The 14,494-nt window shown below is 70.5% G+C and carries 11 protein-coding genes; 7 read left to right on the top strand and 4 right to left on the bottom strand.

The window, feature by feature from the left end; genetic code table 11:
* Nucleotides 1–37: 37 nt before the first annotated feature.
* Entirely contained in the window at nucleotides 38–1,567 is a 1,530-nt protein-coding gene (gene ppx, locus ICG51_RS10510) for an exopolyphosphatase (RefSeq protein ID WP_190280322.1), read from the top strand.
* A gap of 89 nt (nucleotides 1,568–1,656) precedes the next feature.
* On the opposite strand, the gene ICG51_RS10505 is transcribed toward ppx, so the two are convergent.
* The 4 genes from ICG51_RS10505 to creB all read right to left on the bottom strand — a co-directional run bounded on the left by ICG51_RS10505 (nucleotide 1,657) and on the right by creB (nucleotide 6,955).
* Complete coding sequence (locus tag ICG51_RS10505) at nucleotides 1,657–3,237, bottom strand: M20/M25/M40 family metallo-hydrolase (RefSeq protein ID WP_190280321.1); 1,581 nt, start codon at nucleotides 3,235–3,237, stop codon at nucleotides 1,657–1,659.
* A 151-nt stretch (nucleotides 3,238–3,388) separates the two neighbouring features.
* The gene (creD, locus tag ICG51_RS10500) at nucleotides 3,389–4,759 is read right to left on the bottom strand and encodes a cell envelope integrity protein CreD (protein WP_190280320.1); all 1,371 of its coding nucleotides are present in this window, start codon (nucleotides 4,757–4,759) and stop codon (nucleotides 3,389–3,391) included.
* Nucleotides 4,760–4,846: 87 nt separating this feature from the next.
* Entirely contained in the window at nucleotides 4,847–6,277 is a 1,431-nt protein-coding gene (gene creC, locus ICG51_RS10495; RefSeq protein ID WP_190280319.1) for a two-component system sensor histidine kinase CreC, read from the bottom strand.
* A gap of 6 nt (nucleotides 6,278–6,283) precedes the next feature.
* On the bottom strand, nucleotides 6,284–6,955 hold the full coding sequence (gene creB / locus ICG51_RS10490) for a two-component system response regulator CreB (RefSeq protein ID WP_190280318.1): 672 nt from the start codon (nucleotides 6,953–6,955) through the stop codon (nucleotides 6,284–6,286).
* Nucleotides 6,956–7,023: 68 nt separating this feature from the next.
* Between creB and rlmJ the strand changes: the two genes are divergently transcribed.
* The 6 genes from rlmJ to ICG51_RS10460 all read left to right on the top strand — a co-directional run bounded on the left by rlmJ (nucleotide 7,024) and on the right by ICG51_RS10460 (nucleotide 14,462).
* The gene (gene rlmJ / locus ICG51_RS10485; protein WP_190280317.1) at nucleotides 7,024–7,881 is read left to right on the top strand and encodes a 23S rRNA (adenine(2030)-N(6))-methyltransferase RlmJ; all 858 of its coding nucleotides are present in this window, start codon (nucleotides 7,024–7,026) and stop codon (nucleotides 7,879–7,881) included.
* Between the two features lie 113 nt (nucleotides 7,882–7,994).
* Entirely contained in the window at nucleotides 7,995–8,936 is a 942-nt protein-coding gene (locus ICG51_RS10480; protein WP_190280316.1) for a DUF808 domain-containing protein, read from the top strand.
* A gap of 58 nt (nucleotides 8,937–8,994) precedes the next feature.
* Entirely contained in the window at nucleotides 8,995–9,579 is a 585-nt protein-coding gene (locus ICG51_RS10475; RefSeq protein WP_190280315.1) for a GNAT family N-acetyltransferase, read from the top strand.
* A gap of 105 nt (nucleotides 9,580–9,684) precedes the next feature.
* The gene (gene mfd / locus ICG51_RS10470) at nucleotides 9,685–13,170 is read left to right on the top strand and encodes a transcription-repair coupling factor (protein WP_190280314.1); all 3,486 of its coding nucleotides are present in this window, start codon (nucleotides 9,685–9,687) and stop codon (nucleotides 13,168–13,170) included.
* A 78-nt stretch (nucleotides 13,171–13,248) separates the two neighbouring features.
* The gene (locus tag ICG51_RS10465; RefSeq protein ID WP_190280313.1) at nucleotides 13,249–13,797 is read left to right on the top strand and encodes a histidine phosphatase family protein; all 549 of its coding nucleotides are present in this window, start codon (nucleotides 13,249–13,251) and stop codon (nucleotides 13,795–13,797) included.
* On the top strand, nucleotides 13,794–14,462 hold the full coding sequence (locus ICG51_RS10460; RefSeq protein WP_190280312.1) for an endonuclease V: 669 nt from the start codon (nucleotides 13,794–13,796) through the stop codon (nucleotides 14,460–14,462). The genes ICG51_RS10465 and ICG51_RS10460 overlap by 4 nt, the downstream gene beginning before the upstream one ends.
* The last annotated feature ends 32 nt before the right edge of the window (nucleotides 14,463–14,494 follow it).

Below are 14,494 nucleotides of genomic sequence, written 5' to 3'. Positions count from 1 at the left end.
GATAATGACACATGCGCCATCCTACCCTTCCTACCGCATGAGCCCGCTTCCGCCACGCGCCCCCGCCCCGCTGCGCGACGGCGACCTGGTGGCAGCGGTGGACCTCGGGTCCAACAGCTTCCATATCGTGGTGGCGCAGCGCGTGCTGGGCCAGCTGCGGGTGGTCGACCGCCTGCGCGAGACCGTGCGCATGGGCGAAGGCCTGAACGCGCTGGGCGGGCTGTCGCCGGAGGTGCGCGACCGCGCGCTGGCCTGCCTGGCGCGGTTCGGCCAGCGCATCGCCGAAATCCCGCCGCGGCAGGTGCGCGCGGTGGCCACCCATACCGTGCGCCAGCTGCGCGCGCCGGAATCGTTCCTGTCTCCTGCCGAGGCGGCGTTGGGCCATGCCATCGACGTGATCTCCGGCCGCGAGGAAGCACGCCTGGTCTATCTCGGCGTGGCCCACGAGCAGCCGCCGCAGGAAGGCCAGAAGCGGCTGGTCATCGACATCGGCGGCGGCTCCACCGAATGCATCATCGGCGAGGGCTTCACCCCGCTGGAGCGCGAGAGCCTGCAGGTCGGCTGCGTGGCCAGCACGCGCCGCTTCTTCGAAGGCAACAAACTCACCCGCAAGCGCTGGAACGCGGCGTTCACGGAAGTGTCGGCGCAGCTGCAGCAGTTCGCCGCGCCCTATCGCCGGCTGGGCTGGGACGAAGCCATCGGCACCTCCGGCACCCACAAGGCGATCGGTGGCATCTGCGCGGCGATGAAGCTGACCAAGGGCGCGATCACCTCTGACGCGCTGGTGCAGATCCGCGACCGCATCCTGCAGGCCGGCAGGATCGAGGACATCGACCTGCCCGGCCTGTCCGACGACCGCCGCCCGGTGATCGCCGGCGGCGTGCTGGTGCTGGAGGCGGTGTTTGCCGCGCTGCGGCTGGAACGGCTGCAAGTGAGCAAGGCCGCGCTGCGCGAAGGCGTGCTTTACGACCTGCTGGGACGCGGCGGTGCCGACGACCCGCGCGACGTGTCCGTGGCCGCGCTGATGCAGCGCTACGGCGTGGATACCACCCAGGCGATGCGGGTGGAGGCCACCGCGCTGGGCCTGTTCGAACAGGTGGCGGGCGACTGGGGGCTGAGCGCCGACGACCGCGCGATGCTCGCCCGCGCCGCCCGCCTGCATGAACTCGGGCTGGCGATCGCCCACAGCGGCTACCACACCCACGGCGCCTACGTGCTGCAGAACTCCGACATCGCCGGGTTCTCGCAGCAGGGACAGCGCTTCCTCGCCGCGCTGGTGCGCACGCACCGGCGCAACGTGCCCAAGTCGGCGTTCGAGATGATTCCCGACCGGCTGCTCGCCAACGCGCGCCGCACCGCCGCGCTGCTGCGGCTGGCGGTGCTGCTGCACCGCTCGCGCGGCAGCGAGCAGCCGCAGGGCCTGCAGCTGCAGGCCGACGGCGACCGCCTGCTGCTGCAGTTGGACCGGCGCTGGCTGCTGGGCCGCCCGCTGCTGCGGGCCGACCTGGAAGCGGAACCCGAGGACATGCTGGGGCTGGGCATCAACCTGAAGCTCGCGCTCGACTGAGCCACGGCCGTGCGCCGCTGCGCTGGCGCAGGCACAAAAACAAAGGGCCGGCACATGGCCGGCCCTTCGCATTCCCTCGCGGGAACCGCTTACTTCGTTTCCACGAACGCCTTGCGCGGCAGCTTGCCCGGGCGCATCGCGGTGTTATAGACGAACGAAGCGACGATCGCCGAGGCCTGCTTCAGGTCGTTGGCCACCGCGTGGTCCTGCACGTCCAGATGGGTGTGGTGGACGTGGCTGAAGTAGTCCAGCTGGTCCTGCACGAACTGGAAGCCGGGGATGCCCACCGCGTCGAAGCTGACGTGGTCGGTGCTGCCGGTGTTGCGCTGGGTGACGATGGTGGCGCCCACGTCGTTCCACGGCTTCAGCCATTCCTCGAAGATCGGCGCCACGGCGAGGTTTTCCTGCGCGTAGATGCCGCGGATCTTGCCGCTGCCGTTGTCGAGGTTGAAGTAGGCGGAGATCCTGCCGTGGTCGGCGGTGCGGATCAGCTTGCCCTTGCTCTGGCGGAAGAACGCCGGCAGCGCCTTCTCGGCCGGATCCTTCGGCTCCTCGAACTTGCCGAAGTGCTTGCCCACGTACGACTGCGAGCCGATCAGGCCCTGCTCCTCGCCGGTCCACAGGGCGACGCGGATGGTGCGGTTGGGCTTGGCGCCGACCGCCTTGAGGATGCGCATGGCCTCCATCATCACCGCCACGCCGGCGCCGTTGTCGTTGGCGCCCGAGCCGGTGTGCCAGGAATCCAGGTGCGCACCCAGCATCACCACTTCGTTCTTCTGCGGGCCGGTGCCGGGGATTTCCGCGATGGTGTTGTAGCCCGGCTGGTTGGCCTCGTCAGTGAAACGCGCGTCCACATTGAGGCGCAGCTTCACCGCTTCCTTGCGCTCCAGCGCGCGCATCACCGTGTTGTAGTGCTCGGCCATCATCACCAGCGCCGGCACGCCGACCGACTCGCCGGCCTTGCGCGAGCCGCCGCCCATGACGCGGACGATGCCGTCGTTCCAGCTGCTGATCGACACCGTGGCGGCCACGCCCTCGTCGATCAGGTACTGGTTGATCAGCGGTGCCAGTTCCATGCGCGCGCGGAAACGCGCCATCATTTCCGGATCGCTGTTGCGCTCCTGCGGCAGCGGGTAGGACAGCAGTTCTTCCAGGCTGTCGTGGTCGTGGCGGCTGAAGTCCGACTTCTCGTTCGGCTTGTACGGGCGCAATGCGTCGGTGAAGACGATCTTGCCCTTCAGCTTGCCCTTCCACTTCTCCAGGTCGGCCTTGGACTCGATCTTGGCGAAGATCGCCTCGCCTTCGACCGCGCCGTTGGTGCCGGGCGTCCACGCCTTGGGCAGCGCGTGCAGCGGCATCGCGCGCGGGGACAGCATCTCCATGCTCGCATCGGTGAACACCCAGCCGCGGCCGATGTCCTCCACCGCCTCGTCGTGCACGTTCGCCAGGCCCCACTCGGTGAACTGCGAGCGCGTCCACTGGTTGGCCTTCGCCATCGACGGCGAATTGGTCAGGCGCGGCCCGATCACATCGGTCAGGTGGTTCAGGGTCGCCATCACCTGCGAACGCTGGAAGGCTTCCTGGCGGATCTGCGAGGTCACGTCCAGGTCCACTTTTTCCTGCGCCTGCGCGCAGCCCAACCCGGCCACCAGCAAGGCGGCCGTCAACATCAATCGCTTCATCGTCATCCCCGGGGAACTGCGGCAAAGACCCGAGTCTAGCCAGCCCCCCGGCACCAGCACCCGGGCCTTTGGTCATGCCCGCCGCCGGCACCGTGACGGGGCGCACGTTAAGAGCGCCCCGCCACAGCCACGTCCGTGCTCAGCGCAACCCGCCCTCCTCGCGGCCGGACAGCTGGTACCAGTCCACCCGCCGGGTCGCCACCATGATCGCCGCCAGGATCGCGAACAGCAGCCCCGCGCCCAGTGCCAGCGCGTTGTCTTCCGACAGCAGCAGCCCGTACAGGGCCGCGTACAGCGCGCCCAGCATCACCGCGAAACCCAGCCCGCGTGCGCGACTGCGCAGCACCGCCGACAGGTAGAAGCCGATCAGCCCGACGCAGGCGGCGGCCGCCAGCAGGTAGGACAGGCCGAAGTCCAGATGCTCGCTCAGGCTCAGCAGCAGCAGGAAGAAGATCGCGATGGCCATGCCCACCAGCAGGTACTGGATGGGATGCACGCGCACCCGCTTGATCAGCTCGAACATGAAGAAGCCGACGAAGGTCAGCAGCACGAACAGCAGGCCGTATTTGCTGGCCCGGTCGGCCTGCAGGTACGGGTTGACCGGGTCGATCAGCGCCACGCTGACCGCATCACCCGTCGGCGCCCACGGCATCACACCAGCCAGCGCCGGGCGCGCGCCGCCGTCGCCCGGTTCCGGCGCCAGCACCGGCGACTGCAGGTAGCGCCGCTGCGCATTGCTCGCCACCGCTGCGATCTGCCAGCGCGCGCGGAAGCCGCGCGCATCGATGTCGTGCTGGGGCGAGCGTCCCTCGAATTTCGGGCTGCGCCAGCGCGAACGCAGGCGAAGGTCGTTGGCCTCGCCCAGCGGCAGCATGGCGAACGATTCGGTGCCGCGCAGCGACAGGTCCGCGCGTACCGACAGCCGCAGCCGGCTGCCCGCCGCTGGGGCCGGCAACCGCGCATGCACACCGGGACCGTCGGCATGGCCGAGGCCCTGCGCCACCGCCACCACCGCGCCATCCACGCTGATCCGCGGCGTGCCGTGCAGTCCGCCGACATCGGCGATCCCCAGGCTCAGCCACGGCTGGCCGATGCGGCGCTGCACGCCCTCGGCCTCGGCCGGCACCACTGCATCGAAGCGCGCCAGCGCCTGGCCGTCCCACTGGTACACGCGCACCTCGTGCAGGCCGCGCCGGCGCACGTCCGGCTTGAGTTCGCCGTCGACCGACAGGCTGGCGGGGAAGAAGGTCCACTGCCCGCTCCTGCGCCGCAGGCTGCGGCGCTCGTTGCCATTCTCGTCGCTGGTCACCTCGACCACGCGCTCCTCGTAGGGCACCACCAGCACCGGCCCGGCAATGGTCTGGCGCGCGCCGAAGCTGGCGCCGATGTCGCGCACCGCCTGCTCGCGGTAGACCTGACGCTCGTGGATGGTGCCGCGGATCAGCTGCAGCGGGATGAGGATGGCGAGGGTCAGCAGCACCACCATCCCGGCCTTGAATGCCAGTCGCATCGTCTTGCTCCATCGGAAGATGGCGACAGCCTGGTGCGGCGGTTCGAGGCGACGATGGCGCGCCGATGAGGCGGGCGTGAAGCGCGCCTAGGAGACGGGGAACACGACCACGGCGACGGCACCACCGCCGTCGCGATTGGCCAGGCTGACCGTGCCGCCGTGCAGCTTGGCGATTTCGGCGACGAAGTTGAGGCCGAGGCCGTTGCCGCGGGCGCCGCCGTCCGGGCGCGGCAGCGAGTAGAAGCGCTCGAACACCCGCTCCAAGGCGAAGTCGGGGATACCGGGACCGCGATCGCCCACCTCGATATGCAGGCCATCGGGCTGCGCCTGCAGGCGCACCTCCACCACGCCGCCAGCCGGGGAAAAATCGATGGCGTTGTCGACCAGGTTGGCCAGCAGCTGCCGCAGCAGGAATACATCGCCACTGATCACCGGCAGTTGCTCGTCCACCTGCAGGCACACCTGCACGCCGCGCGCCTGCGAGCGCGCTGCCGCGTCGTCGAGCGCATCGCCCGCCAGCGCGGCCAGGTCCACTGGCAGCGGCGCGTCCAGGCCTTCGCGGTGCTCCAGCGCGGCCAGCGCCAGCAGCCGGTCCACCATCGCCGCCATGCGCCGGCCTTGGGCATCGATGCTGGCGACGAAGCGGGCGCGGTCGGCCTCCGGCAGCGGCCCTTCCAGCAGTTCGGCCGCGCCGCGGATCGCCGCCAGCGGGCTCTTCAGTTCGTGGGTCAACGCGTGCACGTAGCGCTCGACGTACTGCTTGCCTTCCAGCTGCCGGCGCATGCTTTCGAGCGCGCGGCCGAGGTCGGCGAATTCACCTGCAGCATCGGGAAGCGTACCCCGCTCCCCACGCGCCACCGCGTCGGCATAACGGCGCAGCGCAGCCAGCTGGCGCGACAGCCACCACGCCGCCAGCCCGCCCACCAGCAGCGCGCTGCCCAACAAGACCCAGCCCCAGCGCAGGATGGTGTTCTGGCTGCGCTCGATGAACGGCTGGATGCTGCGGTTCGGCTTGGACACGGTAAGCACGCCGGCGATCCCGCCGGCCGCATCGCGGATCGGCGCGGCCACGTACATCACCGTGCTGGCTTCGTCGTCCGGGTCCTCGCGGGTGGAGCGCGCGCCGTACTGCCCGCGCAGGGTGCGGTAAACGTCGTTCCAGCGCGAGTTGTCGCGGCCCACCTCGCGCCCGGCGGAATCGAACACCACGATCCCGCGGGCGTCGGTGATGGTCACCCGGTAGCTGGCGCGGCGCTTGGCCTGCCCCCAGATCTCGGCGTCCAGCTCGCGCCCGGTCATCGCCCGCACCCGCATCGCGAAGCGGCCGTCGGCGATGCGGCCAGCCAGCATGTCGTCGCTGGCCAGCTCCGCCAGCACGTTGGCGGTGTCGGCCAGGGTGTCCTCCATCGCCTGGCGCACGCCGGGCTTGACCTGCTGCAGGAACACGTTGACCAGCAGCAGCGCCGCCAGCGCGACGATCAGGAAGTAACCCAGCAGCACGCGCAGCGCGATCTTCACCGGCGTTCAGTCCACCTCGATGGAATAGCCCAGCCCGCGATGGGTGCGGATCGGGTCGCGCGCCGGGTCCAGCGCGCGCAGCTTGGCGCGCAGGGTCTTCACGTGGGTATCGACTGTACGCTCGCCGGATTCCAGCGCGTCCGCCCACACCCGGTCCAGCAGCTGCGCGCGGGCGAGGATGGCGCCGGGGCGGCGCAGCAGCTCGGCCAGCAGCGCGTGCTCATAGCGGGTCAGCTCCAGCCAGTGGCCGGCGTAGCGGATGCGGTGGGCCTCGCTGTCGATCTCGAACCGGCCGCGCAGGCGCACCTGCCCGCCTTCGTGTCGGCGCAGGCGCGCGCGCACCCGCGCCACCAGCTCGCGCGGCGAGAAGGGCTTGGCCATGTAGTCGTCGGCGCCCAGCTCCAGTCCCAGCACGCGGTCGATCTCGTCGCTGCGCGCGGTCAGGAAGATCACCGGCAGCGCGTGGTGTTCGCGCAGCCGGCGGCAGATCTCGAAGCCGCTGGCATCGGGCAGGCCGACGTCGAGGATGACCAGGTCGACCCCGCCACGCGCCAGCCGCGGCAACACCTGCCCGCCCAGCAGCACGTGTTCGGCGGCGAAGCCTTCGGCGCGCAGCGCGTACAGCACGGTCTCGGCGATGGCGGCCTCGTCTTCGGCCAACAGGATCGTGGTGGGCATGGCGGCATCGTAACCGGCCAGATACAGCGGTTTGCGTGGCGAATGTGAAGTCGGGCGACAATGCGCGCATGAACTATCGCCACGCCTTCCATGCCGGCAACCATGCCGACGTCCTCAAACACGTCGTGCTGCTGGCCCTGTGCGAGGCCCTGACCGCCAAGCCGTCGCCCTGCTTCGCGCTCGATACCCACGCAGGCCGCGGGCTGTACAAGCTCGACGGCGAGGCCGCGCAGGCCACCGGCGAGGCGCAGGACGGGATCGCCCGGCTGCAGGCCGAAGCGCCGCGCGACCCTGCCATCCAGCGCTACCTGGCGGCGGTGCGTGCCTGCCGCACCCAGCACGGCAGCGCGGCCTATCCGGGCTCGCCCTGGTTGCTGGGGCACGCGCTGCGCGAGGCCGACCGCATCGCCGCCTGCGAACTGCATCCGGAAGAAGCCGCAGTGCTGAAGCAGCATTTCGCCGCCGATCCGCGCATCGCCGTGCATGCCCGCGACGGCTACGCGGCGCTCAAGGCGCTGCTGCCGCCGAAGCACGGCGCACAGAAATTCGCCCGCGGGCTGGTGCTGATCGACCCCCCGTTCGAGGCGCAGCTTGGCGAGTTCGACATCGCGCTGGCGGCTCTGGCCGAAGGCCTGGCGCGCTGGCCGCAGGGCATGTTCGCGCTGTGGTATCCGATCAAGCAGGGCCGCGCATTGCACCCGTTCCGGCGCGCCGCCGCGAGGCTGCCGGCGAAGTCCGCGCTGCTGCTGGAACTACTGGTGCGCCCGGACGACTCGCCGCTGCGGATGAACGGCAGCGGCATGCTGATCCTCAATGCACCGTGGCAATTCGACGCCGCCATGCGCCCCACCCTCGACGCCCTGCGCCGGGCACTCGGCGAACCCGGCGCCAGCGCGCGGGTGGAGTGGCTGCGCGAAGCGGCATAAAGGAAGCAGCAGCGGGGCGGCACGGTCCTCCCCGCCCGTGGAAGGGCCATCCTGACTCCGCTTTTCGCTTGCGCGTGCGAGACTTTCGCCCTGCCCCTCAACCCGGTCGGCCCATGGCTTCCAGCTTCTTCGCCCTCTTCGACGACATCGCCACCCTGCTCGACGACATCTCGGTGATGGCCAAGGTCGCCACCAAGAAGACCGCCGGCGTGCTGGGCGACGACCTTGCGCTGAACGCGCAGCAGGTCACAGGCATCCGCGCCGAGCGCGAGCTGCCGGTGGTGTGGGCGGTGGCAAAGGGCTCGCTGGTCAACAAGGCGATCCTGGTGCCGGCAGCGCTGGCGATCGCGGCGCTGGAGGCCTGGCTGAAGTCGCGCGGCATCGCCATCCCGCTGATCCTGCCGCTGCTGATGCTGGGCGGCGCCTATCTCTGCTACGAAGGCGTGGAGAAGCTGGCGCACAAATTCCTGCACCGGGGCGAAGAGGCCGAACACCACGAGATGCTGGTGCAGGCGGTGGCCGACGAATCCATGGACATGGTCGCCTTCGAGCGCGACAAGATCCGCGGCGCGATCCGCACCGACTTCATCCTGTCCGCCGAGATCATCGTGATCACCCTTGGCACCGTGGCCACCCAGCCGTTCCTCAGGCAGCTGGGCGTGCTGGTGGTGATCGCGCTGGTCATGACCGCCGGGGTCTACGGACTGGTCGGCGGCATCGTCAAACTGGATGACCTGGGCCTGCGCCTGAATCGCGCCGGCGCCGGGCGCACCAGCGCGGCGCTGGGCCGGGCGATGCTGGCATTCGCGCCGAAGCTGATGCGGTTCCTGTCGGTGGCGGGCACCGCGGCAATGTTCCTGGTGGGCGGCGGCATCCTGGTGCACGGCATCCCGCTGCTGCACCACTGGGCGCAGGCCGCGCACGCGCTGCCGCCGGGCTGGCTGTGGGAAAACCTGTTCAACGCCGCCGTCGGCGTGGTGGCCGGCGCGCTGGTGCTGGGGGTCGTCAACGCCTACACCCGCCTGCGCGGCCCGGGGCGTTCAAAAGCGGGCTGAACCGCCGCCAGATACGCGCCGTTCATTTTTTTAACGTCGTCCACGCCAAGATGCCCGAATGGCCGCCCGCAACCGCATGCCCCCGTGGCACGAACATGTCCGCCTCGCCAATGGGCGCGACATCCTGATCCGCCCGATCCGGCCGGAAGACGCGGGGCCGATGCAGGCCGCGTTCACCCTGCTGGAGCCTGACGAGATCCGCCAGCGCTTCCTGCATCCGATGAAAGAGCTGAGTGCGCAGCAGGCCGAGCGGCTGACCCGCCCGGATCCGCGCCGCGACTTCGCCCTGGTCGCCGCCGAGCCGCTGCCGCCGGGCGAGGCGCTGGTCGGCGCGGTGGCGCGCATCTCAATCGACGACAACGGCAGCGACGCCGAGTTCGCCATCCTGGTCAGCCACTACGTCAACGGCATGGGGTTGGGCCGCCACCTGATGCGCCGGCTGGTGCGCTGGGCCAAGGGCCGCAAGGTGCGGCGGGTGTACGGCGACGTGCTGGAAAGCAACCTGCCGATGCAGGCGCTGGCCACCTCGCTGGGCTTCCGCCAGGAACCCACCGGCGAACCCGGGCTGGTGCGGGTGGTGCTGGACATTCCGCCTCCGAAACCGAAGATCGCCCCGCCGCCGATGCCGCTGGCGGCCGGCTGAGCGCGCACCGTCCTCGGCGGGCCGCCACGTTCGACCCGGTAGAATCGGCTTCCAATCCCATCGACAACGCGCTGGCGCATGGCGTCCGGCGCGGGCGCGTTTTCCATGCCTGATCTGCTGCTGCAAGCCCCCGTCCCCATGCCGCGCCCCGGCCAGCAACGCGCCTGGTGGCGCGCCCCCGCTTCCGGCACTGCCCTGGCCGCCGCCGCGCTGGCTGCGGCCCAGCGCGCCGATGGCCCGCTGCTGCTGGTGGCGCGCGACAACCACGCCGCGCACCAGCTGGAAGCCGACCTGCGCACGCTCACCGGCGGCGATCCCGCACTGCCGGTGCTGGGCTTCCCGGACTGGGAGACGCTGCCGTTCGACCGCTTCAGCCCGCACCCGGAAATCGTCAGCCAGCGCCTGGCCACGCTGGCGCGGCTGCCCGAGCTCAAGCGCGGCCTGGTGATCGTGCCGGCGGCCACCCTGATGCAGCGGCTGGCCCCGCGCGGGCATGTGCTGGGCAACCGCTTCAGCGTGCGGCTGGGCCAGCGCATGGACATGGACGCGGAGAAGCGCCGGCTGGAATCGGCCGGCTACCGCAACGTGCCGCAGGTTTTCGACCCCGGCGATTTCGCGGTGCGCGGCGGCCTGCTGGACGTGTACCCGATGGGCGCCGACGCGCCGTTCCGGGTGGAGCTGCTGGACGACGAGATCGACAGCATCCGCGCCTTCGACCCGGAGTCGCAGCGATCGCTGGACAGGATCGACGCGATCGAGCTGCTGCCCGGCCGCGAAGTGCCGATGGACGATGCCCATGTGCAGCGCGCGCTTGAAGCGCTGCGCGAACGCTTCGACATCGACACCCGGCGCAGCGCGCTGGTGCAGGACCTCAAGGCCGGGCTGGCGCCGGCCGGCGTGGAGTACTACCTGCCGCTGTTCTTCGCCGCGCAGCGCGGCGGCGCCGGCAGCACGGAAACCCTGTTCGACTACCTCGGCACGAACGCGCTGCCGCTGGTCTGCGACGGCGCGCTGGAAGCCGCCGAGCACGCCTGGAAGCAGATCGGCGAGCGTTTCGAGCAGTTGCGCCACGACATCGAACGCCCGCTGCTGCCGCCGGCCGAGCTGTGGCTGTCGCCGGATGCGCTGCGGGAAACACTGAACCGCTTCGAGCGCATCGAAGTCTGCGGCGCCGAGCACCCGCGCCATGGCGATGCGCAGCCGCTGCCGGTGCAGCCGGCGCCGGCGCTGCCGTTGACCGTGAAGGACCAGCCTGCGGGGCAGGCACTGCGTGATTTCCTGTCGAGCTATCCCGGCCGCGTGCTGGTAGCCGCGGATTCCGCCGGCCGCCGCGAGGCGCTGCTGGAAGTGCTGCAGGCGGCAGGGTTGAAACCGGTGGTGAGTGAAAACTGGCCGGCCTTCGCCGCCAGCGACACCCGCTTCGCCATCACCGTCGCCCCGTTCGACGACGGCTTCGCGCTCGACGCCCCGCAAACGGCCGTCCTGACCGAGCGCCAGCTGTTCCCCGAGCGCGCCAGCCAGCCGCGCCGGCGCAGGCGCGCGGGACGCGAGCCGGAAGCGATCATCCGCGACCTCGGCGAGTTGACCCTGGGCGCGCCGATCGTCCACGAGGATCACGGCGTCGGCCGCTACCGCGGGCTGGTGGCGATGGACGTCGGCGGCATGCCCGGCGAATTCCTCGACATCGAATACGCCAAGGGCGACCGCCTGTACGTGCCGGTGGCGCAGCTGGACCGCATCAGCCGCTATTCCGGCGCCAACCCCGACACCGCGCCGCTGCACAACCTCGGCGGCGAGCAGTGGGCGAAGGCGAAGAAGAAGGCCGCCGACAAGGTCCGTGACGTCGCCGCCGAGCTGCTGGAGATCCAGGCCAAGCGCCATGCACGGCAGGGCCTGGCGATCGACGTGGACCGGGCGATGTACGAACCGTTCGCCGCCACGTTCCCGTTCGAGGAAACCCCCGACCAGCACGCCGCCATCGAAGCGGTGCTGCGCGATCTTGCCTCCTCGCAGCCGATGGACCGCGTGGTCTGCGGCGACGTCGGCTTCGGCAAGACCGAAGTCGCGGTGCGCGCCGCGTTCGCCGCCGCCAGCAGCGGCAAGCAGGTGGCGGTGCTGGTGCCGACCACCCTGCTGGCTGAGCAGCACTACCGCAACTTCCGCGACCGCTTCGCCGACTGGCCGCTGAAGGTGGAAGTACTGTCGCGCTTCAAGTCGAAGAAGGAAATCGAAGCCGAGCTTGCAAAGCTTGCCGAGGGGAAACTCGACGTGATCGTCGGCACCCACCGCCTGCTGCAGCCGGACGTGAAGTTCAGCGACCTAGGCCTGGTCATCGTCGACGAGGAACAGCGCTTCGGCGTGCGCCAGAAGGAGGCGCTGAAGAAGCTGCGCGCCAACGTGCACCTGCTCACCCTGACCGCCACGCCCATTCCGCGCACCCTGAACATGGCGATGAGCGGACTGCGCGACCTGTCGATCATCGCCACCCCGCCGGCCAACCGGCTGGCGGTGCAGACCTTCGTCCACGTCTGGGACGACGCGCTCCTGCGCGAGGCCTTCCAGCGCGAACTGGCCCGCGGCGGCCAGGTGTATTTCCTGCACAACGACGTCGAGAGCATCGGCCGCATGCACGACGAGCTGCAGGCGCTGGTGCCGGATGCGCGCATCGGGATTGCGCACGGGCAGATGCACGAGCGCGAGCTGGAGCGGGTGATGCTGGACTTCCACAAGCAGCGCACCAACGTGCTGCTGTGTTCGACCATCATCGAATCCGGCATCGACATCCCCAATGCCAACACCATCCTGATCAACCGCGCCGACAAGTTCGGCCTGGCCCAGCTGCACCAGCTGCGCGGGCGCGTGGGCCGCAGCCACCATCGGGCCTACGCCTACCTCCTCGTGCCGGACGGGCGCAGCATCACCCCGGATGCGAAGAAGCGGCTGGAGGCGATCAGCTCGATGGACGAACTGGGCGCCGGCTTCACCCTGGCCACCCACGACCTGGAAATCCGCGGCGCCGGCGAACTGCTGGGCGAAGACCAGAGCGGTCAGATGGCGGAAGTCGGCTTCAGCCTCTACACCGAGCTGCTGGAGCGCGCGGTCAAGTCGATCAAGCAGGGCAGGATCCCCGACGTGGACGACACCGACCGCTTCGGCGCCGACGTGGACCTGCACGTGCCGGCGCTGATCCCGGACGACTACCTGCCCGACCCGCACGCACGCCTGACCCTGTACAAGCGCATCAGTGCCGCCCGCGATGGCAATGCGCTGCGCGAGCTGCAGGTGGAGATGATCGACCGCTTCGGCCTGCTGCCGGATGCCACCAAGCACCTGTTCGCCACCGCCGAGCTGAAACTGGATGCAACGCGGCTCGGCATCCGCAAGCTCGACCTGGGCGGCAGCGGCGGGCGCATGCAGTTCGTCGAAAAACCCGCGGTCGATCCGATGGCGGTGATCCGGCTGATCCAGGGCCAGCCCAAGCACTACCGCATGGATGGCCCGGACAAGCTGCGCATCACCCTGGAGCTGCCGGACGCGGCCACGCGCTTCAGCGCCGCGCGTGGTCTGCTGACGGCGCTGCAACCGGGATAGCACGCCGTCAACGCAAGCAGAGCGGGCAAAGCGGGACGCCCCCGGCGATGGACCGTGCGCACGACCTATGATGTGCGGATGCGCCGACGCCTTTTCGCCCCCATCGCCGTACTGGCCTGCATGTTGCTGGCCGCCTGCGCCAGCCGCCTGCCCGTCACCGCCGACACGGCCACGTTCATCGTGGTGCGCCATGCGGAGAAGGTCGACGCCAGCCACGACCCCGACCTGAGCGCGGCCGGCCACGCCCGCGCACGCGCACTGGCGGAACGGCTCGGCGACCTGCCGCTCGCGGCGGCCTACGCCACCGAATTCAAGCGCACCGGCCAGACCCTTTCACCCACCGCGCAGGCACGCGGGCTGGCGATCACGGCCTATGCCGCCGGCGAACCGGCTGCCGCCCTTGCCGCCCGCCTGCGCGCCGCGCACCCGCGCGGCACGGTGCTGGTAGCCGGCCACAGCAATACCGTGCCCGCAATCGTCGCCGCGCTTTGCGGCTGCGCCGTCGCCCCGATGCCGGACCACGAATACGACCGCCTCAGCACCATCCGCATCGGCGCCGACGGCCAGCCGCGCCTGCTGGTGGAACGCTACGGCGCAGCCACTCCCGCCCCGGCCGCCACGCCGTGAGCAGCGCAGCCCCGCAATGGGCGGGCGATGCCGAGGCGCTTCGGGAACTGCAGGCAAGCCTGGCTGGCCAGGTGGAGCTGCGCGACCGCTTCGCACAGCCGTTGCGCAGCATCGCCGGTTTCGAGGTCGGCAGCGAGGACGAGGGTGCCACCGTGCGCGCAGTCGCGGTGCTGATGGATGCAGACACCCTGGCGGTGCTCGACCGGCAGACCGCCCGCAGGCCCGCCTCGATGCCGGCACTTCCCGGCCTGCGCAGCTTCCGCGAGTTGCCCGCACTGCTGGACGTGCTGGCCATGCTGCGGCACGCCCCGGACCTGGCGTTCGTCCGCGGCCACGGCTCCGCCCACCCGCAGCGGTTCGGCATCGCGGCACATTTCGGCGTGGCCTCCGGCGTGCCCAGCATCGGCGTCGCCACCAGCACGCTCACCGGCGAAGCGCGAATGGCGCTGCACGAAATGCGCGGCGCGTTCACCCCGCTGCGTGACGGCCGCCAGCAGATCGGCTGGCTGCTGCGCAGCCGGCCGGACTGCGAGCCGCTGGTGGTCTCGCCAGGCCATCGGGTGGCGATGGCGGCGGCCCCGGAACTGGTGATGCGCTTCGCCACCGGCAATCGGCTGCCGGAACCGCTGCGGCTGGCCGGCACTCAAGCCTCACCGATGGCATGAAGCGCGACCACGACTGAACCGGTGGCGGCTCC

Origin of the sequence: Thermomonas sp. XSG, assembly GCF_014678725.1 — a bacterium.
Lineage (GTDB): Bacteria > Pseudomonadota > Gammaproteobacteria > Xanthomonadales > Xanthomonadaceae > Thermomonas.
The sequence above is the reverse complement of the archived record's forward strand: the minus strand, read 5'-3'. Positions and strand labels throughout refer to the sequence as shown.

Bases quoted from the DNA above. Each gene is read 5' to 3' on its own strand.
- ppx (WP_190280322.1), top strand. From the start codon at position 38: ATGAGCCCGCTTCCGCCACGCGCCCCCGCCCCGCTGCGCGACGGCGAC.
- ICG51_RS10480 (WP_190280316.1), top strand. From the start codon at position 7,995: ATGGCTTCCAGCTTCTTCGCCCTCTTCGACGACATCGCCACCCTGCTC.
- mfd (WP_190280314.1), top strand. From the start codon at position 9,685: ATGCCTGATCTGCTGCTGCAAGCCCCCGTCCCCATGCCGCGCCCCGGC.
- ICG51_RS10465 (WP_190280313.1), top strand. From the start codon at position 13,249: ATGCGCCGACGCCTTTTCGCCCCCATCGCCGTACTGGCCTGCATGTTG.
- creD (WP_190280320.1), bottom strand. From the start codon at position 4,759: ATGCGACTGGCATTCAAGGCCGGGATGGTGGTGCTGCTGACCCTCGCC.
- creB (WP_190280318.1), bottom strand. From the start codon at position 6,955: ATGCCCACCACGATCCTGTTGGCCGAAGACGAGGCCGCCATCGCCGAG.
- ICG51_RS10505 (WP_190280321.1), bottom strand. From the start codon at position 3,237: ATGTTGACGGCCGCCTTGCTGGTGGCCGGGTTGGGCTGCGCGCAGGCG.
- rlmJ (WP_190280317.1), top strand. From the start codon at position 7,024: ATGAACTATCGCCACGCCTTCCATGCCGGCAACCATGCCGACGTCCTC.
- ICG51_RS10475 (WP_190280315.1), top strand. From the start codon at position 8,995: ATGGCCGCCCGCAACCGCATGCCCCCGTGGCACGAACATGTCCGCCTC.